At 57.7% G+C, this 25,316-nt stretch carries 29 protein-coding genes and 1 tRNA gene; 23 read left to right on the top strand and 7 right to left on the bottom strand.

Annotation, left to right across the window (positions count from 1 at the left end):
* Positions 1 to 12 precede the first annotated feature (12 nt).
* From ACM6JQ_RS07580 to ACM6JQ_RS07570, 3 genes are read right to left on the bottom strand one after another with little or no spacing between them, the layout of a single operon-like run.
* On the bottom strand, positions 13 to 597 hold the full coding sequence (locus ACM6JQ_RS07580; protein ID WP_414893494.1) for a cob(I)yrinic acid a,c-diamide adenosyltransferase: 585 nt from the start codon (positions 595 to 597) through the stop codon (positions 13 to 15).
* A gap of 3 nt (positions 598 to 600) precedes the next feature.
* Positions 601 to 2,637 (bottom strand): HAMP domain-containing sensor histidine kinase, encoded by a 2,037-nt coding sequence (locus ACM6JQ_RS07575; protein WP_095112283.1) that lies wholly within the window; start codon positions 2,635 to 2,637, stop codon positions 601 to 603.
* 45 nt (positions 2,638 to 2,682) lie between these two features.
* Positions 2,683 to 3,600, bottom strand: a complete 918-nt coding sequence (locus tag ACM6JQ_RS07570) for a putative 2-dehydropantoate 2-reductase (RefSeq protein WP_414893493.1) — start codon at positions 3,598 to 3,600, stop codon at positions 2,683 to 2,685.
* A gap of 140 nt (positions 3,601 to 3,740) precedes the next feature.
* On the opposite strand from ACM6JQ_RS07570, the gene ACM6JQ_RS07565 reads away from it, so the two are divergent.
* Positions 3,741 to 4,226: a YajQ family cyclic di-GMP-binding protein gene (locus ACM6JQ_RS07565; protein WP_007912755.1), complete on the top strand. Its 486-nt coding sequence runs from the start codon at positions 3,741 to 3,743 to the stop codon at positions 4,224 to 4,226.
* Between the two features lie 139 nt (positions 4,227 to 4,365).
* The gene (locus ACM6JQ_RS07560) at positions 4,366 to 5,208 is read left to right on the top strand and encodes a mechanosensitive ion channel family protein (RefSeq protein ID WP_034153426.1); all 843 of its coding nucleotides are present in this window, start codon (positions 4,366 to 4,368) and stop codon (positions 5,206 to 5,208) included.
* 118 nt (positions 5,209 to 5,326) lie between these two features.
* On the opposite strand, the gene ACM6JQ_RS07555 is transcribed toward ACM6JQ_RS07560, so the two are convergent.
* A complete protein-coding gene (locus tag ACM6JQ_RS07555) occupies positions 5,327 to 6,676 on the bottom strand; it encodes an OprD family porin (protein WP_095112281.1) in 1,350 nt (449 codons plus the stop codon).
* An 895-nt stretch (positions 6,677 to 7,571) separates the two neighbouring features.
* Here ACM6JQ_RS07555 and ACM6JQ_RS07550 point away from each other — a divergent pair.
* Entirely contained in the window at positions 7,572 to 7,997 is a 426-nt protein-coding gene (locus ACM6JQ_RS07550; RefSeq protein WP_007912749.1) for an HIT domain-containing protein, read from the top strand.
* A gap of 3 nt (positions 7,998 to 8,000) precedes the next feature.
* Positions 8,001 to 8,207 (top strand): SlyX family protein, encoded by a 207-nt coding sequence (locus ACM6JQ_RS07545; protein ID WP_007912748.1) that lies wholly within the window; start codon positions 8,001 to 8,003, stop codon positions 8,205 to 8,207.
* A 70-nt stretch (positions 8,208 to 8,277) separates the two neighbouring features.
* Here the strand turns inward: ACM6JQ_RS07545 and ACM6JQ_RS07540 are convergent, their stop codons facing one another.
* Positions 8,278 to 8,880: a cold-shock protein gene (locus ACM6JQ_RS07540; protein WP_007912746.1), complete on the bottom strand. Its 603-nt coding sequence runs from the start codon at positions 8,878 to 8,880 to the stop codon at positions 8,278 to 8,280.
* Between the two features lie 312 nt (positions 8,881 to 9,192).
* On the opposite strand from ACM6JQ_RS07540, the gene ACM6JQ_RS07535 reads away from it, so the two are divergent.
* The 19 genes from ACM6JQ_RS07535 (at position 9,193) to nadA (ending at position 24,252) form a co-directional block, all read left to right on the top strand.
* The gene (locus tag ACM6JQ_RS07535) at positions 9,193 to 9,663 is read left to right on the top strand and encodes a Dps family protein (protein ID WP_007912745.1); all 471 of its coding nucleotides are present in this window, start codon (positions 9,193 to 9,195) and stop codon (positions 9,661 to 9,663) included.
* A 185-nt stretch (positions 9,664 to 9,848) separates the two neighbouring features.
* Positions 9,849 to 10,187 carry a ribbon-helix-helix domain-containing protein gene (locus tag ACM6JQ_RS07530; RefSeq protein WP_007912743.1) on the top strand — a complete coding sequence of 113 codons (339 nt, stop codon included), beginning with the start codon at positions 9,849 to 9,851 and terminating at the stop codon, positions 10,185 to 10,187.
* 132 nt (positions 10,188 to 10,319) lie between these two features.
* The gene (locus ACM6JQ_RS07525) at positions 10,320 to 10,541 is read left to right on the top strand and encodes an FmdB family zinc ribbon protein (RefSeq protein WP_007912741.1); all 222 of its coding nucleotides are present in this window, start codon (positions 10,320 to 10,322) and stop codon (positions 10,539 to 10,541) included.
* Positions 10,542 to 10,643: 102 nt separating this feature from the next.
* Complete coding sequence (gene aspS, locus ACM6JQ_RS07520; RefSeq protein ID WP_007912740.1) at positions 10,644 to 12,419, top strand: aspartate--tRNA ligase; 1,776 nt, start codon at positions 10,644 to 10,646, stop codon at positions 12,417 to 12,419.
* 129 nt (positions 12,420 to 12,548) lie between these two features.
* The gene (locus ACM6JQ_RS07515; protein ID WP_007912738.1) at positions 12,549 to 13,295 is read left to right on the top strand and encodes a YebC/PmpR family DNA-binding transcriptional regulator; all 747 of its coding nucleotides are present in this window, start codon (positions 12,549 to 12,551) and stop codon (positions 13,293 to 13,295) included.
* A 156-nt stretch (positions 13,296 to 13,451) separates the two neighbouring features.
* The gene (gene ruvC / locus ACM6JQ_RS07510) at positions 13,452 to 13,979 is read left to right on the top strand and encodes a crossover junction endodeoxyribonuclease RuvC (RefSeq protein WP_007951206.1); all 528 of its coding nucleotides are present in this window, start codon (positions 13,452 to 13,454) and stop codon (positions 13,977 to 13,979) included.
* A 115-nt stretch (positions 13,980 to 14,094) separates the two neighbouring features.
* Complete coding sequence (ruvA, locus tag ACM6JQ_RS07505) at positions 14,095 to 14,703, top strand: Holliday junction branch migration protein RuvA (RefSeq protein WP_003227522.1); 609 nt, start codon at positions 14,095 to 14,097, stop codon at positions 14,701 to 14,703.
* The gene (gene ruvB / locus ACM6JQ_RS07500) at positions 14,704 to 15,765 is read left to right on the top strand and encodes a Holliday junction branch migration DNA helicase RuvB (protein WP_007912736.1); all 1,062 of its coding nucleotides are present in this window, start codon (positions 14,704 to 14,706) and stop codon (positions 15,763 to 15,765) included.
* A 127-nt stretch (positions 15,766 to 15,892) separates the two neighbouring features.
* The gene (ybgC, locus tag ACM6JQ_RS07495; protein WP_007912735.1) at positions 15,893 to 16,360 is read left to right on the top strand and encodes a tol-pal system-associated acyl-CoA thioesterase; all 468 of its coding nucleotides are present in this window, start codon (positions 15,893 to 15,895) and stop codon (positions 16,358 to 16,360) included.
* Positions 16,350 to 17,045 (top strand): protein TolQ, encoded by a 696-nt coding sequence (gene tolQ, locus ACM6JQ_RS07490; protein ID WP_007912733.1) that lies wholly within the window; start codon positions 16,350 to 16,352, stop codon positions 17,043 to 17,045. Before ybgC ends, tolQ begins: the two co-directional genes overlap by 11 nt.
* 23 nt (positions 17,046 to 17,068) lie before the next feature.
* On the top strand, positions 17,069 to 17,521 hold the full coding sequence (gene tolR / locus ACM6JQ_RS07485) for a protein TolR (RefSeq protein ID WP_161806672.1): 453 nt from the start codon (positions 17,069 to 17,071) through the stop codon (positions 17,519 to 17,521).
* Entirely contained in the window at positions 17,521 to 18,588 is a 1,068-nt protein-coding gene (tolA, locus tag ACM6JQ_RS07480) for a cell envelope integrity protein TolA (RefSeq protein WP_007912728.1), read from the top strand. Before tolR ends, tolA begins: the two co-directional genes overlap by 1 nt.
* Positions 18,589 to 18,605: 17 nt before the next feature.
* Positions 18,606 to 19,886 carry a Tol-Pal system beta propeller repeat protein TolB gene (gene tolB, locus ACM6JQ_RS07475; RefSeq protein WP_016983828.1) on the top strand — a complete coding sequence of 427 codons (1,281 nt, stop codon included), beginning with the start codon at positions 18,606 to 18,608 and terminating at the stop codon, positions 19,884 to 19,886.
* A gap of 52 nt (positions 19,887 to 19,938) precedes the next feature.
* Positions 19,939 to 20,436, top strand: coding sequence for a peptidoglycan-associated lipoprotein Pal (gene pal, locus ACM6JQ_RS07470; RefSeq protein WP_003178634.1), 498 nt, complete (start codon positions 19,939 to 19,941; stop codon positions 20,434 to 20,436).
* Between the two features lie 6 nt (positions 20,437 to 20,442).
* Positions 20,443 to 21,276: a tol-pal system protein YbgF gene (gene ybgF / locus ACM6JQ_RS07465; RefSeq protein WP_007912724.1), complete on the top strand. Its 834-nt coding sequence runs from the start codon at positions 20,443 to 20,445 to the stop codon at positions 21,274 to 21,276.
* Between the two features lie 166 nt (positions 21,277 to 21,442).
* Positions 21,443 to 22,090: a 7-carboxy-7-deazaguanine synthase QueE gene (queE, locus tag ACM6JQ_RS07460; protein ID WP_007912722.1), complete on the top strand. Its 648-nt coding sequence runs from the start codon at positions 21,443 to 21,445 to the stop codon at positions 22,088 to 22,090.
* 1 nt (position 22,091) lies between these two features.
* Positions 22,092 to 22,784 (top strand): 7-cyano-7-deazaguanine synthase QueC, encoded by a 693-nt coding sequence (queC, locus tag ACM6JQ_RS07455; RefSeq protein ID WP_007912720.1) that lies wholly within the window; start codon positions 22,092 to 22,094, stop codon positions 22,782 to 22,784.
* A gap of 62 nt (positions 22,785 to 22,846) precedes the next feature.
* A tRNA-Lys gene (locus ACM6JQ_RS07450) sits at positions 22,847 to 22,922 on the top strand.
* A 271-nt stretch (positions 22,923 to 23,193) separates the two neighbouring features.
* A complete protein-coding gene (gene nadA, locus ACM6JQ_RS07445) occupies positions 23,194 to 24,252 on the top strand; it encodes a quinolinate synthase NadA (protein WP_095112279.1) in 1,059 nt (352 codons plus the stop codon).
* 135 nt (positions 24,253 to 24,387) lie between these two features.
* On the opposite strand, the gene ACM6JQ_RS07440 is transcribed toward nadA, so the two are convergent.
* Both ACM6JQ_RS07440 and ACM6JQ_RS07435 read right to left on the bottom strand, forming a co-directional pair.
* A complete protein-coding gene (locus ACM6JQ_RS07440; RefSeq protein WP_007950167.1) occupies positions 24,388 to 24,876 on the bottom strand; it encodes an RDD family protein in 489 nt (162 codons plus the stop codon).
* Between the two features lie 97 nt (positions 24,877 to 24,973).
* Entirely contained in the window at positions 24,974 to 25,186 is a 213-nt protein-coding gene (locus tag ACM6JQ_RS07435; RefSeq protein ID WP_003227496.1) for a cold-shock protein, read from the bottom strand.
* Positions 25,187 to 25,316: the final 130 nt, after the last annotated feature.

Here is a 25,316-nt window from a genome sequence, read left to right as displayed (position 1 = left end):
GCCGATCAAACACTACATCTCTGCGGGTTTTGCCGCCGGCTGCCAAAGAATCTCCGCAATCCCCTGCCGCCGCGCAATCAACCGCGCCGCGACAAACAACAAATCCGACAACCGATTGATGTACGCCAGTCCCACCCCGGTCAACGGCTCCAGCGCATTCAAATGCTGACAGCGCCGCTCGGCACTCCGCGCCAGGCTCCGGCATACATGCGCCTGCGCAATCAACATCGACCCGCCCGGTAAAATGAAATTCTCCAGCGGCCCCAATTCCTCGTTCCACACATCGATCGCGGCTTCCAGTCGTTCGATCTCTGCGGCATTCAACGCCTGATACGCCGGCATCGCCAACTCGCCACCCAGATCAAACAAGCGGTGCTGACAAGGCGCCAACACCTCGATCAGTTCATTCAACCCCGGACAGGCCTCACGCTCGGCAATCAATCCGGCTAATAGCACGCCGACCTGACTGTTCAGCGTATCGACCTCACCAATCGCTTCGATGCGTGGGTGATCCTTGGGCACGCGGCGGCCATCGCCCAGGCCGGTTTCGCCTTTGTCACCGGTGCGGGTGTAGATTTTCGACAGGCGAAAGCCCATGGGTTACCTCGATAATGGATTGGTTTCGGCAGCGATGGACAGCGGTTGCGTCAGCGGCAGGCGCAAGGTGAAACAGGTGCCCTGGCCCGGTGCTGACTGCACCTCCATCTGCCCTTTGTGATTGTTGGTAATAATGAAGTACGACACCGACAAGCCAAGCCCTGTGCCCTGGCCGATTTCCTTGGTGGTGAAGAAGGGCTCGAAGGTGCGCTTGCGCACGTTCTCGCTCATGCCGATGCCATTGTCTTCAACCTGAATCTCGGCCCACGGCGGATTCAGTTTGGTGCGCAGGATGATCCGCCCCGGCTCACTGTCGTCTTCGCGCTGGTGAATCGCCTGCGCGGCGTTTTTCAGCAGATTGAGCAGCACCTGTTCCAGTTCGTTGGCAGTGCCCGGCACCGGACCGAGCGCCGGGTCAAACTGGCGGATGATCGCTTGCCCCTTGAAGTCGAAACCGATGGCCAGATCGAAGTCGTTGCCGGCGATCTCCACGGCTTGATCGATCAGCGCCGGCAGATCGCACGGCGCCATTTGCCGGGTGCTGCGCCGGCTGAAGCTGAGCATGTGCGTGACGATTTTCGCCGCACGGGCGCCGGCCTGTTGAATGCCGTCGAGCAGTTGCGGCACTTCCCGGCCCTGCAGGTAGCGGTTCACGGTATCCAGTTCGATGCCCAGTTGCTCGGCGGTTTCGAGGTTCTTCGGCAGATCGGCGGACAGGCGCCGCCGGATGTTCTGCACGTTGTGCAGGATCGCGCCCAGCGGGTTGTTGATTTCGTGGGCCATGCCAGCGGCGAGACCGCCGACCGAGAGCATTTTTTCCGACTGCACCATCATTTCTTCCAGCGACAGACGCTGGGTGATGTCGTCGATACGGATCACCACGCCACGCCCGGCACCGCCCATCAATGGGTAGAAGGTCAGCGCGTAATGCTTCGGTTCGTCGTCCTTGAACCAGGTTACCCGTTCGATTTTCGCCACGGTGTGCTGCTCGACGGTCTGCTTGAGCTGCGGCAGAAACGGCTTGAGCGGTTCGAAGGCGAGGAAGATCGGCTGGTTCAGCGCTTCGTCGAGTCGGGTGCCGGAGAGGGCGCTGGCCTCCTGGTTCCACTGGGTGACGTAAAGCTGCTCGTCGAGGGCGATCAGTGCCGAGGGCATCGAGTCGATGATGCTGTTGAGGTAATTCTGGAAGCCGGTGAGCTTCTTCTCGATCTTGCTGCGCACCTGGACTTCCAGTTCCAGCTTGCGGTTGGTGTGGCGGGTTTCCTCGGCCAGCCCCTGCGCCTGATCATAGGCCGCTTGCGAGTCATCGCGGGCACGTTTGAGTTGCTGTTCGCGGGCTTCGATGCGCGACAGCATGGTATTGAATGCTTCGGCGAGGCTGCCGATTTCGTCATGATTGCCGCGTGAGGCACGCAGAGCGTAGTTCTCCTCGCGGGTGACCTGACGCGACAATTCCTCGAGTTGATGGATCGGCCGGGTGATCAGGCGTTTGATCTGCCGGGCAATCACCAGCCACAGCAACACACTGAAAATCAGAATGCCGAGGCTCGCGGTCAGGGTGCCGGTGTAGAACGCCATCGGCAGTTCGCTGCTGGCGACCAGCAACAGATGGCCCGGCGCGGTGCCGGGGCGGGGCAGGGTGATCAACTGGTTGCTGCGAAATTCAGTCAGTTGCCACGCTTCGATGTGCCGATAGCGCTCCGGCAAGTTGAGTTTATCGCCACGCTGGACTTGCGCCAGGCGTTCGCCCTTGCCGTCATACAGCGCGGCGGCGCGTAGCGGTGAGTAACTGTCGAGTTCTTTGAGCAGGCGCTCGGCGCTTTGCGGTGATTGCAGGGCTTCGCTGACCAGACTCGGGTTGGAAATCAGTCGGCCGATGGTCTGCAAGGCCTGCGGTGCCATGCTTTCCTGGGAGATGTAATAGGCGGCGCTGATAAAGGTCAGGTTGGCGACCAGCAGAACAGTGGTCAACAGCACCAACAGGGCAGCCAGCAGTTTCTGGCCGACCGGCAGGTTTTCGAGACGCTGGCGCAATGGCATCAGGTTTTTCGCAGCAAAGGAACAAGTGGCCAGCGTAGCCGCTGCTCAGTCGCTGGGCAATCCAAGGCTGTGCAGATGAGTGACCAGGCGCTGCTGCAATTGATTGAGGTGCGGCAGGTTCAGTTGATGGCGCGCGGCGACTTTGCAGGCGTGGCCCAACAGATAGCTGATCTCGGTGCGGCGCTGGTTGGCGACGTCCTGATACATCGACGAGTAATTGGCGGCGGTCGCGTGGATGACCCGTTCGACTTCCTGTTGCAGATTGTCGGCGGCGGCCGGCTGGCCGCAACGCTCCAGCAGCTCGGCGAGTTCGCCGCACAGGGTGGCGACTTCGCAGTGATGCTCCTGCAGCCCGCCATTGCGACAGTTGTGCAACACCGTCAGCGGATTGATCGCGCAGTTGAGCGCCAGTTTGCGCCACAGCCGCGTGAGGATATCGATGCTCCATTCGTGGGGGATTTTCGCGGCCTCCAGGTCGTCCAGCCAGATCGGTGCGACCGGATGACCAGCGTCGCCCAGCCAGGTGAAACCGTGGCCGGCAAACACTACGCGCCAGTCGCCATCGCGAAATGCACCCTCGGTGCTTGAAGCGCTGATACAGCGTGCCAGTGGCACACGGTTGGCGACGGCGTCCTGACTGCCGAGGCCGTTCTGCAGAAGGATCAGTTCGGCGTCCGCTGTCAGTCGTGGGGCGAGGCGGGCGACGGCGTTTTCTGCGTCGTAGGCTTTGCAGGCCACCAGCAAACGGCTGATCGGCTCGGGACTATCCGGTGTCTCGCCGGGGATCGCGTAGGTACTGGCCAAGCCATGTTCGACCAGCGTCAACCCGCCCGCTGCTTTATAGCTGCGCAAGCGCTCGGCATCACGCACGATCAATCTGACCGGTAGGCCGGCGCGGGCCAGACGTGTAGCCCACAGCGTGCCGAGGCTGCCGGCGCCCAATACATGCCAGGGGGTGGACATCAGTTTTTTGCTCGATTGCGTACAGGCATGTGCGGCTCGCCGTGTCGGTGGGAAAAGACCCGTTATAATGAGCCCGATTTTAACCGCAAGCCAAGCGCGCTCCATCCACATCGAGCGCGCCTTTTTATTGGAGAGATTACATGCCGTCGTTCGACGTGGTATCCGAACTGGACAAACACGAACTCACCAACGCGGTCGAGAACGCCGTGAAGGAACTTGATCGTCGTTATGACCTGAAAGGCAAAGGCAGCTTTGAGTTCAAGGAAAAGGACCTCACCGTCAGCCTGACCGCCGAAGCCGGGTTCCAGCTGGAAGCGATGATCGAAATCCTCAAGCTGGCGCTGGTCAAGCGCAAGATCGACGTGCAGTGCCTTGAAGTCAAAGACGCCTACGCATCGGGCAAACTGATGAAGCAGGACGCCGTGCTCAAGGAAGGCATCGACAAGGAGCTGGCGAAGAAAATCGTCGGCCACATCAAGGACGCCAAACTCAAAGTGCAGGCTGCCATTCAGGGCGAGCAAGTGCGTGTGACCGGCAAGAAGCGTGATGACCTGCAAGAGGCCATCGCGGCACTGCGGGCCAAGGAATTCGGCATGCCCCTGCAGTTCAACAACTTCCGCGACTAAGCTTCCCGGTCGGGGAACCTCTCGGCGTTTTCAGCGTCCGAGGCCCAAGCAACGGCAGAAACGATTGAGCCCCAACAGGTTCAGTCTTTCTGCCGCTGATTTTTTACAGCCCGGGTAGCCGGAAATCAGGAGATAGAACATGGATTTGAATGCTGAGGTGGACAACCTGGTCAAGGCATCCCAGGCGTGGATCCCGATGATCATGGAATACGGCAGCCGCGTGCTGTTGGCAGTGATTACCCTGGCCATCGGCTGGTGGCTGATCAACAAGGTCACGCAAAAGCTCGGCGGTCTGTTGGCTCTGCGCAACGCTGACTTGGCGCTGCAAGGCTTTATCAGCAGCCTGGCGAACATCATTCTCAAAGTGCTGCTGATTGTCAGCGTCGCTTCGATGATCGGCGTTGAAACCACCTCCTTCGTTGCAGCGATCGGTGCGGCTGGTCTGGCCATCGGTTTGGCGTTGCAGGGCAGCCTGGCGAACTTCGCTGGCGGCGTGCTGATTCTGCTGTTCCGTCCGTTCCGTATCGGTGACTGGATTGAGGCGCAAGGCGTGTCGGGTACGGTTGACAGCATCCAGATTTTCCACACCGTGCTGCGTACCGGTGACAACAAAACCATCATCGTGCCAAACGGCAACCTGTCGAATGGCATCATCACCAACACCAACCGTCAGCCGACTCGCAAAGTCGTATTTGATGTAGGCGTTGATTACGAAGCCGATCTGCAGAAGGCCCGTCAGGTGTTGCTGGATCTGGCCAAGGATGAGCGCGTGTTGCAGGATCCGGCGCCGCAGGCCGTGATTTCGACCTTGGGCGACAGTTCGATCACTGTTTCGCTGCGTGTGTGGGTTAAAACTGCAGATTACTGGGACGTGATGTTCATGTTTAACGAACAGTCGCGCGATCGTTTAAAGACTGCAGGCATTGATATTCCTTTTCCACAACGGGTGATTCGTGTGGTGCAGGAATCGGCAACACAATGATAGGTTGCTAATTAATTGCCTGACTTGTCGGTCAGGCAACTATTGCAAGTGACCGGCAATAAAAAAGGCCCATCGCAAGATGGGCCTTTTTTTATGCTTCCAAACTAACCACTGACAATTACAAGATGTTCAGTGGGTATTCGGTGATCAGACGGAACTCTTTGACATCGCCTTCGCCTTGGTCAGCGTTGGCAGTGTGCCAGGCTTGACGAATGCGGAAGGACAGGTCTTTAGCCGGGCCAGACTGAACAACATACTTGGCTTCAAAGTTGGTTTCGTGGTGTTTGCCATCTTCACCGTACAGACCGGTGTAAGGGCTGCCAGCTGGAGTGCTGGTACCGTCGATGTCCCAACCTTTAACGTAACGAACCATGAAGCTCAGGCCTGGAACGCCGTACTCGGCCATTTTCAGGTCGTAGCGAGCTTGAACGGATTTCTCGCCAGGACCGTTGAAGTCAGAGTACTGGATGGAGTTAGCCAGGAAGATCGAGTCGCCACCGCGGTTGTTCTTGCCCACGCCGATGTAGTCGAACGGGGTATCGCCGTTGACCTTCTGGAAGGCCAGGGTGAAGGTGTGTGCTTTCAGGAACGACAGCGCGGTTGCCAGGGAGAAGGCAGTGTTGCTGATGTCACCTGCCAGCTTGTCACCGGTGTCGGTGGTGCGGTAGATGTTGAAGTCAGTGTTCAGCGAAGTGTCACCACTGAATGGGGTGGTGAGGTTCACGTTGGCGTAGTACTGGTTCCAGATATCTTCCAGCTTGGCGCCGTAGAGCGATGCGCTCAGGTTTTCGGTGATGCTGTATTTACCACCGAAGTAGTCGATCGAGTCGGCTTCTACGCCTGCGTAGTTAGCGTACAGACCGCCGTTACGGGCATTTTTGTCCTGGCTGGAAGCCGAGTAGAAATGACCGGCTTCGAGGTCCAGGTCTTTGACTTCGCTGCTCTGCAACTGGAAGCCAGTAGCCGTTTGCGGAAGGATACGGGAGCCGCCGACAGCGAACACTGGAGCAGTGCTTGGCTGCATGTCGCCGAATTTCAGTTCGGTTTTGGAAACGCGGAATTTGACCGACGCGCCTGCTTTGCCCTGGCTGTCGTTAACGTCGCGAGCGCCGTTGTTCGGGTTAACGGTATCGCTGCGGCTCATGTTGCCCGAACCGGAAGTACCGTCGCCGCCGTCCAGTTTCAGTGCCAGGTAACCGTAGGCATCGATACCAACACCGACAGTACCTTGGGTGTAACCGGAGGTGAAGTTACCAAGGAAGCCCTGGGTCCAGTCTTTCTGGTCGCGGCCGCCGTTCTTGTTGTCGCGGTTGAAGTAATAGTTCTTCAACGTCTCGGTGAGTTTCGCGTCTTCAACAAAACCTTTGGCTTCAGACTGGTCACTTACAAACGGTGCGGCCGTAGCCATTTGAGTACTGGCTGCTGCTGCAACTGCCAGTGCGATCATGCTCCACTTCATCACGCGCATCGTGATTTGCTCCTTTGGTTTTAGAAGAGTACTGCCGTCCCACCTGTTTTATTATCTGGGCGGCTCTTTCTTTTTGTGTCGGCGCAAACTTATATCACGCCGACAATGTTGGCGATACTTGCTAATCCAACCTTTCAGCATCTTTACGACGTTGTCGCAAATGGCGTGGTGGATGTCGCAAATTCACAGTACCGACGCAGCCGGACTGACAACTTTCTCGCTGTTTATGGGCCTTTTTGCATCGGTAAAAAAGAGTCCCTGGCAAAACACTTGAATCTCCATCGGGCAACCCTGCCACTGTTCTTATGGGGCTTAAGGCATCCACTTCCAGTGGTGCGCTTATAGTCCATATGGGTACGAATGCAACAAGCGTGCACAAACCGCAATTTTGCTGCGGTTATTTTTCTGAACACCCGCCTGTGTTTGTGAAAACCTTGTGAAAGCGGGGCTTCAAGCCTGATTTTTTCTGTGCTTGACGCCATACCTCCCATGGTGTTGCCACGCCGAGAAACGCGCGTGACAACCAAAAACGTTACCGGTTCACCCCGCCAGTGAGTATTTGGCGGATGCCCGACGCAGTGAGCGTAGACGCACTGTGCAGTTTTGGTGCAAAAAAATTTACAGCTGTTCTGAATTCATACAGCTTGCAGGGGCGATGACGCTGAACGTCTCTGCTGTTTTCGGTCATTTTGTCGGGCTGAGTCTGGATGCTGGTTTCATGCTGGTGCGTTGTGCTCGCAAATGTCACATGTCGGGGCGTTCGCAGGGCGATGGGGTACACCGTCGCCGTGAAGGCAGGCGCATTCGCAGGTATGCTGGCGTCCTGTCGCTTGGTGCGCCGTCCATAAGGATCGCCGCTAAGCTGAATAATGAAGATCAGCCGGGAGTGCGCGCAGTGTTTGCTTTAGATTCACGACTTCAACAGGACACGCTGACCATCGGTGATTTCCCTCTGTGCCGACTGCTGCTGTCCAATGACGCCAACTACCCTTGGTTCATCCTGGTGCCTCGTCGCGACGATATCAGTGAGTTGTTTCAGTTGGATGTCGCCGATCAGCAACAGTTTTGGCTTGAAACCACCGCGCTGGCTGAGCTGCTCAAGGATCTGTTCGATGCCGACAAAATGAACGTCGCCACCCTGGGTAACGTTGTCAGCCAGATGCATATGCATGTGATTGTGCGCAAACGCGATGACGCAGCCTGGCCGGCGCCGGTCTGGGGCAAGCTGCCGGCCAAGCCTTACAATGCCGAGCAAGTAGAGGCCATTCGCGCAAAGTTGCGTCTGGTGTTGACCGAAGACTTTACGTTTCTGGAGGGCTGATTCATGAGCCTGGAAGACCGCGTTACCGATCTGGAAAGCCGTCTGGCATTTCAGGATGACACTATTCAGGCATTGAACGACGTACTGGTCGCTCAGCAGCGCGTGGTCGAGCGCCTGCAATTGCAAATGGCAGCAATGCTCAAGCGTCAGGAAGAGATGGTCGGTCAGTTCGAGTCCTTTGAGGATGAGGCGCCCCCGCCACACTACTGAGGCAGGTACTTTTCATCAGGCGTAAAAAAACCGCGAACAGCAGGCTGCTCGCGGTTTTTTTATGCCTGGATCAGCGTCGCGGCAGTGCGGCGATCACATCCTCGGCTTGCAGGCCTTTGTCGCGGTTCATCACCGAGAACTCCACGCGCTGGCCTTCGACCAGTACGCGATGACCTTCGCCACGGATCGCGCGAAAGTGCACGAAAATATCATCGCCGGAATCCCGGGAGATAAAACCGAAGCCTTTGGAGGTGTTGAACCACTTGACGGTACCGGTATCACGATTGGTCATGTCATAGCTGGTTGGAGCAGCAGCAGGTGAAGAACGATAGAAGCTCACAGCCAGATGCAGGACCACGGCAACCAGCGCGATCACCAGGGTGAACAGTACGGCTGGCTGGCCGGCGATGACGGGCATCGGCGCGATCAGGGTCAGGGTTTGCAGGACGACAGTCAGTACCAGCAGCGCGCTGACCAGGTTTTGCAGATGCTGACGAGGGCCTTTGTTCCAGAAAGGAATCACAGGAGCAATCACCAGGTTCAGCAGGCCGAAAAAGGCCAGGTAAAGTGCATCGGGTTGTTGCAGGTAGGGAACGGCTTCGGATTTCAAGCTGGGTATGAACGACAGCAGCAGTGCCGCTGCGCCCATTAGCAGGTGGACGATTTTCAACATTTTGATTGGCTCACGTTTATGACGGCTCACAAGGAAGAGCTGAAGGCGCACGGTTCGCTTCGGGACAAAATAAGAGGCGGTGGACACGTTCACGGCATCAGCCTATGCGCAACGCCCCGAAAAATGGGGCATGGCGACACACTGTCTATTTAACAGCAAAGCCTGCGGCTACTCAAATCAGCCCGGCCAGCGGCATGGCGTCGGTCGATTTGTCGCAGCGTGTGCATCTGATCGGGGCTGCGGGGTGTCGACAGCCTTGCTAGAGTGGGTCTGCACCTGTTGGATGAATTCAATCGCCGTTAGGGGGTAAACATGGCAATCGATATCGGTATCAGTGAAGAAGACCGCAAGTCCATCGTCGAAGGCTTATCGCGTCTGCTGTCGGACACCTACGTGCTGTATCTGAAAACCCACAACTTCCACTGGAACGTCACCGGTCCGATGTTTCGGACGCTGCACTTGATGTTCGAAGAGCAATACAACGAACTCGCGCTGGCCGTTGATTTGATTGCCGAGCGTATTCGCGCCTTGGGCTTTCCGGCGCCAGGCGCCTACGCCACCTACGCACGCCTTTCTTCTATCAAGGAAGAAGTGGGTGTGCCGAGTGCCGAAGACATGATCAAACAACTGGTCGACGGCCAGGAAGCCGTGACCCGCACGGCGCGTGGCATTTTCCCGCTGCTCGACAAGGTCAGCGATGAGCCGACCGCAGACCTGTTGACCCAGCGCATGCAGGTTCACGAGAAAACCGCGTGGATGCTGCGCGCCTTGCTGGAAGCGTAAATCTGCCGGTGCGCGGGCCAGCAGCAGAAGGCTCGCGCGCTGTCCGCAATCCCACCTGTATCGTTGGCTTTTCCTACGTTGTCGGTCAATAAGTCGTCTGGCTATAACGTTGTGTCTGCGCTTTTATGAAAGCCACAGGATGTGACTTTTCAAACAAGCAGAGATGGCAAAGGAGTGTCACCGATATGGTAGAGGGAGACAGGCGAGGCGACAGGATTGTCGGCTTGCCACATGAATTGAAAGTCGATCCGTTCGTCCACGAATTCGACATGGCATTGGTTCAGCCATCGTCACGATCCGTGCGTCTGAACGGTTATGCGACCTGCCTGCGGCTGGAGCGGGTCTACTGGAACATCCTTGGCAATATGGCCGCAGACAACTGCTGTTCGATCAGCTCGCTGTTGTCCCACGTCGACCGTGAAGTGCATCTGCGTCATGGCGGGGTGAGAAATTTCAGTGCGCTGGTGCGGGTGGTGTGTGTCATGAACGGCGTCAAGCAAGCTACACCTGTCGAATCGCTCTGAAACGGCAGTTGCAAACGAGGTCGCGGCCTGTGCAGTCTTACGGCTGCACAGGCCGCATTTAATCGATATAATCCCGCTCTTTCGCCGCAAAGCCCTGCGCGCGGTGGCAATCTGATCGCCGAGACACCCCCCATGCCGATGTACGATTATCAATGTGCTTCCTGTGGTCATCAGTTGGAAGCCATTCAAAAGATCAGCGAGGCACCGCTGGTCGACTGCCCTGCCTGTCAGGCGCCAGAGCTCAAGAAGCAACTGTCGATGCCAGGCTTTCGCCTCAGTGGCGGCGGTTGGTACGAAACCGATTTCAAGACCGGCGCCAAGAAGAACCTGGCCGGTGGCGACAAATCTGACTAGGGTTCAACCCCGGGTTGAACGACACGCGTGAGTTTCCGCATTGCTTGAAAAGCAACGGGAGCTCCACCGAATTTTTCGAATTACGAGAAGCGAACCACGACCATGATGCGCAGCCACTATTGCGGCCAACTGAACGAAAGCCTGGAAGGCCAGGAAATTACCCTTTGCGGATGGGTTCACCGTCGTCGCGACCACGGCGGGGTGATTTTCCTCGATATCCGTGATCGTGATGGTCTGGCTCAGGTAGTGTTCGACCCGGATCGCGCCGAGAGCTTCGCCGCTGCCGATCGCGTGCGCAGCGAGTACGTCGTGAAGATCACCGGTAAGGTGCGTCTGCGTCCGGCCGGTGCCACCAACGCCAACATGGCGTCGGGCATGATCGAAGTGCTGGGTTATGAACTGGAAGTGCTGAACGAGTCGGAAACCCCGCCGTTCCCGCTGAACGAGTTCTCCGACGTTGGCGAAGAAACCCGTCTGCGTTATCGCTTCCTCGACCTGCGTCGTCCGGAAATGGCCGAGAAGCTGCGTCTGCGCTCGCGCATGACCACCAGCATCCGTCGCTTCCTCGACGAGAACGGCTTCCTCGACGTTGAAACGCCGATCCTGACCCGCGCTACGCCTGAAGGCGCGCGTGACTATCTGGTGCCTAGCCGTACCCATGCCGGTTCGTTCTTCGCCCTGCCGCAATCGCCACAGCTGTTCAAGCAACTGCTGATGGTCGCTGGCTTCGACCGTTACTACCAGATCGCCAAGTGCTTCCGCGACGAAGACCTGCGTGCCGACCGTCAGCCAGAATTCACCCAGATCGACATCGAGACCAGCTTCCTCGATGAAAAAGAGATCATGGGCCTGACCGAGCAGATGATCCGCAACCTGTTCAAGGAAGTGCTGGGTCTGGAGTTCGGCGAATTCCCGCACATGACCTTCGAAGAAGCCATGCGCCGCTACGGTTCCGACAAGCCAGACCTGCGTAACCCGCTGGAACTGGTCGACGTCGCCGATCAGCTCAAAGAAGTTGATTTCAAAGTGTTCAGCGGCCCGGCCAACGATCCGAAATGCCGTATCGCCGCACTGCGCGTTCCAGGCGGCGCAAGCATGCCACGCAAGCAGATCGACGATTACACCAAGTTCGTCGGCATCTACGGTGCCAAGGGTCTGGCGTACATCAAGGTCAACGAGCGTGCAGCCGGTGTTGAAGGTCTGCAATCACCGATCGTGAAAAACATCCCGCTGGAAAACCTCAACGCCATCCTCGATCGCGTGGGTGCAGTTGACGGCGACATCGTGTTCTTCGGCGCCGACAAGGCCAAGATCGTCAGCGAAGCCTTGGGCGCACTGCGCATCAAACTCGGTCACGACCTCAAGCTGCTGACCTGCGAGTGGGCACCAATGTGGGTCGTCGACTTCCCGATGTTCGAAGAAAACGACGACGGCAGCTTCTCCGCGCTGCACCACCCGTTCACCGCGCCGAAGTGCTCCCCGCAAGAACTGGAAGCCAACCCGGCCGGCGCTCTGTCCCGCGCGTACGACATGGTGCTGAACGGCACCGAGCTGGGTGGCGGTTCGATCCGTATCCACCGCAAGGAAATGCAGCAGGCGGTATTCCGCCTGTTGGGCATCAACGAAGCGGAACAGGAAGAGAAATTCGGCTTCCTGCTCGACGCGCTGAAATACGGTGCGCCGCCGCACGGTGGTCTGGCCTTCGGTCTGGACCGTCTGGTGATGCTGATGACCGGCGCCCAGTCGATCCGTGAAGTGATCGCATTCCCGAAAACCCAGAGTGCTGCCGACGTGATGACGCAAGCGCCGGGTGTCGTGGATGCCAAGGCACTGCGCGAGCTGCACATTCGTTTGCGCGAAACGCCAAAGGCTGAGTAAGACGGGCCTGAAGGCGCATCTTCGGATGCGCCTTTTTTCTTTCTATAGAGAGCAGGTCGAGATTTTTTTGTTTGCTGGCCGCTGCATGAGCAGGGCGGGCAACGTTTCAAAGAGAATTCGGAGCGAGTTATGGCAGGTCATTCCAAGTGGGCGAACATCAAGCACCGCAAAGAACGTCAGGATGCCAAGAGAGGCAAGATCTTCACCAAGTGGATCCGCGAACTGACCGTTGCGGCCCGTCAGGGTGGCGGTGATCCCGGATCCAACCCGCGTCTGCGTCTGGCCCTGGACAAGGCACTGAGCGCGAACATGAGCCGTGACATCATCGATCGCGCCGTGGCGCGCGGCGCCGGTGCCACCGAAGCGGACAACGTTGAAGAACTGACTTACGAAGGTTACGGCCCGGGCGGCGTCGCGGTGATGGTCGAGTGCATGACCGACAACCGCAACCGTACTGCGGCAGCCGTTCGTCATGCTTTCAGCAAGTGCGGTGGCAACCTCGGCACCGACGGTTCGGTGGCGTATCTGTTCGAACGCAAAGGCCAGATCAGCTTCGCGCCGGGCGTCGATGAAGATGCGCTGACCGAAGCGGCGCTGGAAGCCGATGCCGATGACGTGGTCAGCCATGAAGACGGTTCGATTGACGTGTTTACCTCGTTCACCAGTTTCTACGCGGTGCGTAACGCGCTGGAAGCCGCCGGGTTCAAGGGGGATGACGCGGAAATCGTCATGCAGCCGACCACCAGCGCCGAGCTGGATCTGGAAGGTGCGGAGAAGGTACTCAAGCTGATCGACATGCTCGAGGACCTGGATGACGTGCAGAACGTTTACTCCAACGCGGACATTCCGGAAGACGTGGCCGCTCAGCTCGGTTGATGCAAATAGAAAGGTCGCAGTTTTTGCTGGCTCTACACTTCACCTGTAGGAGCTGCCGAAGGCTGCGATCTTTCTGTTTTTGAAAGATCAAAAGATCGCAGCCTTCGGCGGCTCCTACATGTACCCTCAGCTTTCGCATCAATTTCTGCAGGCGTTATGACTTTAATTCTTGGTATCGACCCCGGTTCGCGCATCACCGGTTACGGCATTGTTCGAGATACCGGGCGTGGCGGTTGTATTTATGTGGCTTCCGGCTGCATTCGTACCGGTGCGGGCGAACTGCATGAACGCCTGCAAATCGTCTATCGCGGAGTGCGGGAGATCATTCAGACCTACGGTCCGGTGACCATGGGCATCGAAAAAGTCTTTATGGCGAAAAACGCCGATTCGGCGCTGAAGCTCGGTCAGGCTCGCGGCGCTGCAATCGTGGCTGGCGCTGAAGAGAGTCTGGAGATCGCCGAGTACACCGCCACTCAAGTTAAACAGGCTGTGGTCGGCACCGGCGCGGCGAATAAAGAACAGGTGCAAATGATGGTCATGCACATGCTCAAACTGACCAGCAAACCACAAATCGATGCCTCGGACGCCCTGGCCATTGCCATTTGCCATGCCCACACGCGTTCCAGTCTGCTGCCCCACGGTTTGGGAACGGCACGCAGTCGTGGCGGGCGCCTGCGTCTCTGATAGCATCAGCATCAATTTTCTTGAAAGTGGATTTCCTGCGCCTGGTTCGTCGGCGCGAAATTCGCCTTTCGATAGTCGCCAGCCCACGGCTGGCCAACGCTCAAGGATCTGAAACGTGATTGGACGCTTGCGCGGCACCCTGGCTGAGAAACAGCCGCCGCACCTGATTCTGGATGTAAACGGCCTCGGGTATGAGCTGGAAGTGCCCATGACCACCCTTTATCGTCTGCCGTCGGTCGGTGAACCGCTGACCCTGCACACCCATTTGGTCGTACGCGAAGACGCGCAGTTACTCTATGGTTTTGCCGGCAAGCGTGAGCGAGACTTTTTTCGCGAGTTGATCCGTCTCAATGGTGTCGGGCCAAAATTGGCCCTGGCGTTGATGTCGAGCCTGGAAGTCGATGAGCTGATCCGCTGTGTGCAGTCGCAGGACACCTCGGCCTTGACCAAAGTGCCGGGAGTCGGCAAGAAAACCGCCGAGCGCTTGCTGGTTGAGTTGAAAGACCGCTTCAAGGCCTGGGAAACTTCGCCGGCGATGTTTGCCCTGGTGCCGAATCAGCCTGATGGTCCGGCGCCGGTCAATACCGCCGAGAACGATGCGGTCAGCGCGCTGATTTCCCTGGGCTACAAGCCGCAGGAAGCGAGCAAGGCGATTACCGCCATCAAGGACAAGAATTTGAGCAGTGAAGACCTGATCCGCCGTGCCCTGAAGGGAATGATTTAAGTGATTGAAGCTGATCGTCTGATCACCGCCGCGCACAGCCCGCGTGAGCGCGAAGAAGTCCAGGACCGGGCCATTCGACCGGTCAGTCTGGCCGACTACATTGGCCAGCCGACCGTGCGCGAGCAGATGGAACTGTTCATCCAGGCCGCCCGTGGCCGTAGCGAATCCCTCGATCACACACTGATCTTCGGCCCGCCTGGTCTGGGCAAGACCACGCTGGCGAACATCATTGCCCAGGAAATGGGCGTGTCTATCAAGAGCACATCCGGTCCGGTACTTGAGCGTCCGGGTGATCTGGCGGCGCTGCTGACCAACCTCGAACCGCACGACGTGCTGTTCATCGACGAAATCCATCGCCTGTCGCCGATCGTTGAAGAAGTGCTGTACCCGGCGATGGAAGATTTCCAGCTCGACATCATGATCGGTGAAGGGCCGGCCGCGCGTTCGATCAAACTCGATCTGCCGCCGTTCACTTTGGTGGGCGCAACCACTCGCGCCGGCATGCTGACCAACCCGTTGCGTGACCGCTTCGGTATTGTCCAGCGTCTTGAGTTCTACAGCACGGCCGATCTGGCGACGATTGTCAGCCGTTCGGCGGCGATTCTCGGTCTGCCGCTGGATCCGGAAGGATCGTTCGAAATCGCACGTCGTGCCCGTGGTACGCCGCGAATCGCCAACCGTCTGTTGCGCCGCGTGCGTGACTTCGCCGAAGTCCGCGCCAAGGGCCACATCACCAAAGCGGTGGCGGATCTGGCGCTGAACCTGCTGGACGTCGACGAGCATGGTTTCGATCATCAGGACCGGCGTCTGCTGTTGACCATGATCGAGAAGTTCGATGGCGGCCCGGTCGGTATCGACAGCCTCGCCGCTGCGATCAGTGAAGAACGTCACACCATTGAGGATGTGCTGGAACCGTATCTGATCCAGCAGGGTTACATCATGCGCACGCCACGGGGCAGGGTGGTGACGCGCCATGCGTACCTGCACTTCGGTTTAAACATTCCGTCACGAATGGGTGAAATGCCCGTGGCAGACGAGTTTCTCGATGCCGTGGACGATTAATACACATTTGTTGTCGATTTATTCAGGGTTTGTACGGTCACAGGACGGTACTTTTGCGGTAAAGCTCTGAAACCATGAAAAACAGTTGCCTGGCCGGATTGGCAACCTGAGGAGTAAGCACTAGAGTATGCGCGCGCAAAACGGGCTTGAGCCGTTCGCACATCGTTGTCGCGTTTATTACGAGGACACCGATGCGGGCGGCATCGTGTATTACGTTAATTACCTCAAGTTTATGGAACGGGCTCGAACCGAGCGGCTTCGCGAACTGGGCTTTGCCCAATCGCAGCTGGCAGGGGAGGACCTGTTGTTTGTCGTGCACTCCAGCGAAGCGCGCTATCACGCGCCGGCGCGACTGGACGACGAACTGCTGGTAAGCGCTGATGTAATCGAATTGAACCGGGTCAGCCTGCGCTTCAAACAGCAGGTCAGGCGGGCAACGGATAATGTGCTGCTCTGTGAGGGGCAGTTTTTGGTGGCCTGTGTGCGCACTAACAGTTTGAAACCCCGGGCCCTTCCCGAAGATTTGCGTGCGGCCTTCGCCGACGCGGTCGGCCCGGGTACACACTCAAAGCAGGAGATAAAGCGTGGAAGCTAACGTCGTCGACCATTCCTCCATGTGGAGCCTGGTCAGCAATGCCAGCATCGTGGTGCAGTTGGTAATGTTGACCCTGGTGGCCGCATCGGTGACCTCATGGATCATGATCTTTCAGCGCAGCAATCTGCTGCGCGCCGGTCGACGCGCCCTGGAGAGCTTCGAAGAGCGCTTCTGGTCGGGTATCGACCTGTCCAAGCTGTACCGTCAGGCAGGCAGCAACCCGGATCCGGATTCGGGCGTTGAGCAGATCTTCCGTGCCGGTTTCAAGGAGTTCTCGCGTCTGCGTCAGCAGCCAGGCGTCGATCCTGAAGCGGTGATGGAAGGCGTGGCCCGGGCCATGCGCGTCGCCATCTCCCGTGAAGAAGAGAAACTGGAGCAGAGCCTGCCGTTCCTCGCCACTGTCGGTTCGGTCAGCCCGTACATCGGTCTGTTCGGTACCGTGTGGGGCATCATGAACTCCTTCCGCGGTCTGGCCAGCGCCCAGCAAGCCACCCTGGCCACTGTGGCCCCGGGTATCGCCGAAGCCCTGATCGCCACCGCGATCGGCCTGTTCGCGGCAATCCCGGCAGTTATCGCTTACAACCGTTTCTCTGCCCGCAGCGAAACCTTGCTGAGCCGCTACTACACCTTCGCCGATGAATTCCAGGCGATCCTGCACCGTAAAGTGCACACCAGCGAAGAATAAGCAGGTAATTTCCAATGGCTTTAATCGCTCGAGCTCGCAAAAAGCGCAAGCCGGTCGCCGAGATGAACGTGGTGCCATACATCGACGTGATGTTGGTGCTGCTGGTCATCTTCATGGTGACCGCGCCGATGCTCAATCAGGGCGTGAAAGTTGATCTGCCCAAGGTTTCCAGCGAAGCCTTGCCGCAGGACAACAACACGCAGGTCCTGACTATTTCGATCAAGGCTGACAAGACCTACTACTGGAACCTTGGCAGCGAAGTCGACACCGAGAAGCAACAGGACAGGGCCATGACCCTGCCGCAAATGACCGACGCGGTGACCAAGATCATTCGTGCCGGCACCGAAGGCGGCAAGCGTACCCAGGTCTTCATCCGCGGTGACAAGACCGTCGACTATGGTTCTGTCATGGGTGCCATGGGCGGGTTGCAGAAAGCCGGGGTCGGTAATGTTGGTTTGATTACCGAGGCCCCCTGATGCAGCAACAGCGAGAGCCGTCCGCCTCGGAAAGCTACTTCTGGCCTAGTGTTCTGGCAATTGTCCTGCACGTGCTGGTGTTCGGCATGCTGTTCGTCAGTTTTGCCTTCACACCAGAGCTGCCGCCGGCCAAGCCGATTGTCCAGGCGACCCTGTACCAACTGAAATCGAAAAGTCAGGCAACCACCCAGACCAATCAGAAGATTGCGGGTGAGGCGAAGAAATCCGCCGCGCGCCAGACTGAAGTCGAGCAGATGGAACAGAAAAAGGTCGAGCAGGAAGAGATCAAGGCCGCTGCGGAACAAAAGAAAGAAGAAGCGGCTCAAAAAGCCGAGGAAGCCAAGAAGGCCGATGAGGCTAAAAAAGCGGATGAAGCTAAAAAGGCGGATGACGCCAAGAAAGCTGACGACGCGAAGAAAGCCGAAGCCAAGAAGGCCGAAGAGAAACAATTGGCTGATATAGCCAAGAAGAAGGCTGAAGAAGAGGCTAAGGAAGAAGCCAAGAAAGAAGCCGCTGAAGAAGCCAAGAAGAAGATCGTCGAAGACGCGAAGAAGAAAGCCGCCGAAGACGCCAAGAAGAAAGCTGAAGCTGAAGAGGCGAAGAAGAAAATCGCCGACGAAGCGAAGAAGAAAGCCGCTGCCGATGCTGCGAAGAAGAAAGCGCAGGATGCAGCACGTAAATCGACCGAAGACAAAAAGGCTCAGGCCTTGGCCGATTTGCTTTCCGATACGCCGCAGCGCCAGCAGGCCTTGGCCGATGAGCAGGGCGACGAAGTCGCGGGCAGTTTCGATGACCTGATTCGTGCGCGAGCTGCAGAAGGCTGGGCCCGTCCACCTTCGGCACGCAAAGGCATGACGGTGGTGTTGCAGATCGGCATGTTGCCGGACGGTACGGTGACTTCGGTCAGCGTGGCCAAATCCAGTGGCGATGGTCCGTTCGATGCTTCGGCAGTGGCAGCGGTCAAAAATATTGGACGTTTGACAGAAATGCAGGGAATGAAGCCGAGCGATTTCGCTCCGTATCGTTCATTCAAGATGACATTCACACCTGAGGATCTAGCCTTGTGAGAAACCTTCTTCGAGGAATGCTGGTCGTGATCTGCTGCATGGCAGGGATCGCGATGGCGGATGAAAAGAACATTCTGGTCACCAGCGGCAGCGATCGGGCAACCCCGATCGCCGTTGTACCGTTTGGTATGCAGGGCGGTGCCGTGCTGCCGGACGACATGGCTGAAATCATTGGTAACGATTTGCGCAACTCGGGCTACTACTCGCCGATTCCAAAGCAAAACATGATCAGCCAGCCAAGCCAGCCGAGCGAAATCATCTTCCGTGACTGGAAGGCGGTGGGTGCTCAATACATGATGGTCGGCAGCATTGCGCCAGCGGGCGGTCGCTTGCAGGTGCAGTGGGCGCTGTTCAACGTCGCCACCGAGCAAAAAGTGGCAGACGGCAGTGTTTCCGGTACCACCGAGCAATTGCGCGACATGGCGCACTTCATCTCCGATCAGTCGTTCCAGAAACTGACCGGTATTGAAGGTGCGTTCTCGACGCGTCTGCTGTACGTGACGGCCGAGCGCTTCTCCGAGAAGAACACCCGTTACACCCTGCAGCGTTCGGACTACGACGGTGCTCGCGCCGTGACGCTGTTGCAATCGCGTGAGCCGATTCTGTCGCCGCGCTTCGCACCGGATGGCAAGCGCATCGCCTACGTGTCGTTCGAGCAGAAGCGTCCGCGCATCTTCATGCAGAACATCGACACCGGTCGCCGTGAGCAAATCACCAATTTCGAAGGCCTGAACGGCGCGCCAGCCTGGTCGCCGAATGGTGATCGCCTGGCGTTCGTACTGTCGAAAGACGGTAACCCGGACATCTATGTGATGAATCTGGCTTCGCGTCAGATCACCCGCGTGACCGCAGGTCCTGGCATCAACACCGAACCGTACTGGGGCAAGGATGGCTCGACCATCTACTTCACCTCGGACCGCGGCGGCAAGCCTCAGATCTACAAAACCAGCGCCAGTGGCGGTGGTGCCGAGCGTGTGACGTTTGTAGGTAACTACAACGCCAACCCGAAACTTTCGGCAGATGAAAAGACTTTGGTGATGATCCATCGTCAGGATGGCTTCACCAATTTCAAGGTGGCAGCTCAGGATCTGCAGCGAGGTAGTGTAAAGATCCTCACTGATAGCACTCTGGACGAGTCACCTACTGTTGCGCCCAACGGCACCATGGTAATCTACGCCACCCGCCAACAGGGCCGGGGAGTCTTGATGCTCGTGTCCATTAATGGACGCGTTAGGCTCCCGCTTCCTACCGCTCAAGGCGAAGTCAGAGAACCGTCCTGGTCCCCTTACCTGAAGTGAGCGGGCGCTACACGTTTTACTTAACACACTGGGGTTCATTAGGAGTTTCACGATGGAAATGCTGAAGTTTGGTAAATTTGCTGCGCTGGCTCTGGCCATGGCTGTAGCTGTAGGTTGCTCGTCCAAAGGCGGCGACAACGCCGGTGAAGGCGCTGTTGATCCAAACGCTGGTTACGGCGCAAACACTGGTGCCGTTGACGGTTCCCTGAGCGAAGAAGCTGCTCTGCGCGCAATCACCACCTTCTACTTCGAATACGACAGCTCGGACCTGAAGCCAGAAGCCATGCGCGCTCTGGACGTTCACGCCAAAGACCTGAAAGCAAACGGCGCTCGCGTTGTTCTGGAAGGCAACACCGACGAACGTGGTACTCGTGAGTACAACATGGCACTGGGCGAGCGTCGTGCGAAAGCCGTTCAGCGCTACCTGGTACTGCAAGGTGTTTCCCCAGCTCAGCTGGAACTGGTTTCCTACGGCGAAGAGCGTCCAGTTGCTACCGGCAACGACGAGCAGTCCTGGGCTCAAAACCGTCGCGTCGAACTGCGTAAGTAATTCGATATGCGAACGTGCCGTCGTGCTGTAACTGTTCTGGCTCTCAGCCTCGCGCCGCTTGCGGCGTGGGCTGCGGTTCCTGTGGTCGATGACAACTCCGGTTATAACAATAGCGGGAGCAGTTATCCGCCTGCAGGTTACGGTACGAACGGCGCCTATGCCGGGGGAGCGGCTTCGGCCCCTGCCTCGGCACAAGGCATGCTGTTCAACCAATTGCAACAGATGCAGGATCAGATATCGCGCCAGCAAGGTGTGATCGAAGAACTGCAGAATCAGGTTGCGCGCATGAAGCAGGAATCCCTGGAGCGATACCAGGATCTTGATCGGCGCATAGGATCCGGCGTTGCACCTGCCGCGACTCCTGAGAATTCTTCTGCCGGTGGCGATGCAAGTGCTGCTGCCGGTGCTGCTGCTGGCGCCGGGGCTGCTGCCCAGGCACCTGCTGCAAGCAGTGAACCGGGTGATCCGGCCAAGGAAAAGCTGTATTACGATGCCGCTTTCGACCTGATCAAAGCCAAGGATTTCGACAAGGCCAGCCAGGCTTTTGCCGCTTTCCTGCGCAAATACCCGAACAGCCAATACGCGGGTAACGCCCAGTACTGGTTGGGTGAAGTGAATCTGGCCAAAGGCGATCTGCAAGGCGCAGGTCAGGCTTTCGCCAAGGTTTCGCAGCTGTATCCCAAGCACGCCAAAGTGCCGGATTCGCTGTACAAGCTGGCTGATGTAGAGCGCCGCCTCGGTCATACCGACAAGGTCAAAGGCATTCTGCAGCAGGTGGTGGCCCAATATCCGGGTACCTCGGCTGCTCAGTTGGCCCAACGCGATCTGCAACGCATGTAAGCAGGCTTGACCCGTTTGGAAGAAACCCGCGCTTGTCGCGGGTTTTTTCGTTAGAATTCACGCCCTTTTTCTGAAACACGCTTCTTGCGGTCTACGCGTTGGCGGGATTGCCTGAAGTGCCTGACGGAGGCGGACAGCCTGTTTAGCTGTTACGCCCGTGGCGACTATGCAAGACACATTGAGAATCACCGAAGTTTTCTACTCTTTGCAGGGGGAAACGCGGACTGCCGGGCTGCCCACGGTTTTTGTGCGCCTGACCGGTTGCCCATTGCGTTGCCAATACTGCGACAGCGCCTATGCCTTCAGTGGCGGTACAGTGCGCACCCTCGACGACATCCTCGAGCAAGTGGCCGGATTTCGCCCGCGCTACGTCTGTGTCACCGGCGGTGAGCCGTTGGCACAGCCCAATGCCATTCCTTTGCTCAAACAATTGTGTGATGCCGGTTATGAGGTCTCGCTGGAAACCAGTGGCGCCCTCGACGTCTCGGCTGTCGATCCGCGCGTCAGTCGCGTTGTCGACCTGAAGACGCCGGATTCGAAAGAAGCCCATCGCAACCGTTACGAGAACATCGAACTGCTGACGCCCAACGATCAGGTGAAGTTTGTCATCTGCTCGCGCGACGACTATGACTGGGCCGTCTCCAAACTGATTCAGTACGGTCTCGATCGACGTGCCGGCGAAGTGCTGTTTTCCCCAAGCCACCATGATCTCAATGCTCGCGATCTGGCGGACTGGGTGGTGGCGGACAACCTGCCGGTGCGGTTGCAATTGCAGTTGCATAAATATTTGTGGAATGACGAGCCGGGGCGCTGAGATGACCGAACAACTGAACACCACCGAAAAACGTGCGGTCATTCTGCTGTCCGGTGGTCTGGACTCGGCCACTGTAGTGGCCATGGCCCGAGCCGAAGGCTACCGCTGCTACACCATGAGCTTTGACTATGGCCAGCGTTCCCATGCCGAATTGCACGCCGCCGCCCGCGTCGCCCGCGACTTGGGTGTGGTCGAGCACAAGGTGATTGGCCTGAACCTCAATGGCATGGGCGGCTCAGCCCTGACCGACGCCAGCATCGACATCCCTGAAGAGCTGGGCGAAGGCATTCCAGTGACGTACGTGCCAGCGCGCAACACGGTGTTCTTGTCGCTGGCGTTGGGTTGGGCGGAAGTGCTCGGCGCCCGCGATATCTTCATTGGTGTTAATGCGGTGGATTACTCGGGCTATCCGGATTGCCGTCCGGAGTTCATCGAGTCGTTCGAGCGCATGGCCAACCTGGCGACCAAGGCCGGTGTGGAAGGCAACGGTTTCCGTATTCAGGCGCCGTTGCAGAACCTGAGCAAGGCGCAGATCGTGCAGGCGGGCGTGAAGCTCGGCGTTGATTATGGCCTCACCGTTTCCTGCTATCAGGCCGACGATGATGGCCGTGCGTGCGGTAAATGCGACAGCTGCCGCCTGCGCGCAGAAGGCTTCGCGGCCGCTGGTGTAAGTGATCCAACACCTTATTTTTGATTATTTTCAAAAAGGTGTTGAATAGTCCTTAAAAATCAGTATTATACGCGCCACCACACAGCGGGTCGTTAGCTCAGTTGGTAGAGCAGTTGGCTTTTAACCAATTGGTCGTAGGTTCGAATCCCACACGACCCACCATATTTGGCGGTTTAGAAAATCCGGAAGGCCCACGAAAGTGAGGATTTCCGGGTTTTTTTTTGCCTGCAATTTCGCTATGCGTTATTTCAATACCCGCAGCGCTGACGCAGGTCAGAATCATCTTTTGTATCAACGGGATATTCTGTAGCCTTGCGCAGCTTCAATGCTGTCCGTGCCTGATAATACTCACTCTCCCGGCGGTACCCTCAAGCGGTCCGGAGCCGGGTGTATACTCGACTTTCGCGCGAACGCGCCTGCAGGTCTTGCGAACATGACGCAGATTTCCGAACGCCTTCTGGTTCAAGCCCACCTCGATGCCAAACAGCCCAAACCGCTGACCGCTGAGGAAGAGGCTTATTACCGTACCGCCATTGCCGCCGAGCTGAAGGCTCAGGACGCGGTGCTGGTGGCCCACTTTTATTGCGATCCGGTGATTCAGGCTCTGGCCGAAGAAACCGGTGGTTGTGTCTCTGACTCCTTGGAAATGGCCCGCTTCGGCAACGCTCATCCGGCCAAGACCGTAGTGGTCGCCGGCGTGAAGTTCATGGGCGAGACCGCGAAGATTCTCAACCCGGAAAAACGCGTGCTGATGCCAACTCTGGACGCGACCTGCTCGCTCGACCTGGGTTGCCCGGTCGACGAGTTCTCGGCGTTCTGTGATCAGCACCCGGAGCGCACGGTGGTGGTCTACGCCAACACCTCCGCAGCGGTAAAGGCTCGTGCTGACTGGGTAGTAACGTCGAGTTGCGCACTGGAAATCGTCGAAAGCCTGATGGACAACGGCGAGACGATCATTTGGGGCCCTGACAAGCATCTGGGCACCTACATTCAGCGCAAGACCGGCGCCGACATGCTGCTCTGGGACGGTGCCTGCATCGTCCACGAGGAGTTCAAGTCCAAGCAACTCGAAGACATGAAGGCGCTGTACCCGGACGCCGCGATTCTGGTGCACCCGGAGTCGCCGACTTCGGTGATTGAGCTGGCAGACGCCGTGGGCTCGACCAGTCAGTTGATTGCCGCTGCACAGTCGTTGCCGAACAAGACGCTGATCGTCGCGACCGACCGTGGCATCTTCTACAAGATGCAGCAGTTGTGCCCGGACAAGGTCTTCATCGAAGCGCCAACCGCCGGTAACGGTGCCGCGTGCCGCAGTTGCGCGCATTGCCCGTGGATGGCCATGAACACCCTTGAGCGCACGCTGAAGAGCTTGAAGGAAGGCACGAACGAGATCTTTGTTGATCCGGCGTTGATTCCGCAGGCGATCCGGCCGTTGAAGCGCATGCTGGATTTCACCCAGGCCGCACGGATGAAGCTGGCCGGTAACGCCTGAGGTCTTTCAAGCAACAAATAAACCTGTAGGAGTGAGCCTGCTCGCGATAGCGGTGTGTCAGATAACAATTATGTTGACTGACACACCGCTATCGCGAGCAGGCTCACTCCTACAGTAGTTTTTGGTGTCTGGAAGTTATTTGGTCTTCTTCGGGATTCGGACGAGGCGGGTATCCGAATAGATGTCATGCCAGGTGCGCTTCTGCTTGTCATACAGCGACCAGAAGAATCCCAGCCCTACGCACAGCCACGACGCAATCGACACCATAAACCGCAACAGCGCCTGCCACAGGCTGATCGCCGTGCCATTGGCGTTCTGCACGCGAATGCCCCACACCTGCATGCCCAATGTCTGCCCGCCATGGGTCCAGAACTTGGCGAAGAACGCAAACAGCACCAACAGCAGCACGGTGGAGTAGAGCGGATCACCGTCGAGCTTGCCGGCATCGGTCATTACCCGCAGACGCTCTTCACCGATAATCGCGGCCTGGATCATTTTGTAAACGAAGCCGGTGACGATCAGCAGTGCGGTGCACAGCAGAAAGTCATAGAACATCGCTGCCAGGCGACGACCTAGGCCAACGGGAGGAAAGTCCCCTTGGGGCGTGAGCAGGTTTTTCGACATGGCAGCCTCTGGATGCAAAATGAAGCGCCATTTTACGGATTCGCGCGTACAAAAAAGCCCCTGATATCAATATCAGGGGCTTTTTCGTAACAGAAAATCAGGCTTCTGCTTGTACTTCGTCAGCCTGCATGCCTTTCTGGCCCTGCACAGCAACGAAGGTCACTTTTTGGCCTTCTTTCAGGCTTTTGAAGCCGTTGCCCTGAATGGCGCGGAAATGCACGAACAGATCCGGACCGCTTTCTGGAGTGATAAAACCAAAACCTTTCTCGTCGTTAAACCACTTGACGGTACCGCTCTGACGTGTGGACATTTCTTATTTCCTTTGACGCAAAAATTGATGACAGTCTCTTTCTCATGAAAGAGTACTGGGGCTGGTTGCAGGAGAGTAAGAAGACGTCGAACGGGATGTAGCTAACTTGTAGGCTACTGCCCAGGTCACG

The organism is Pseudomonas sp. IT-232MI5 (assembly GCF_949767845.1).
In the GTDB taxonomy this organism is placed as follows: domain Bacteria; phylum Pseudomonadota; class Gammaproteobacteria; order Pseudomonadales; family Pseudomonadaceae; genus Aquipseudomonas.
Note: the sequence above shows the minus strand (reverse complement) of the source record. Positions and strands in the feature narration are given on the sequence as shown.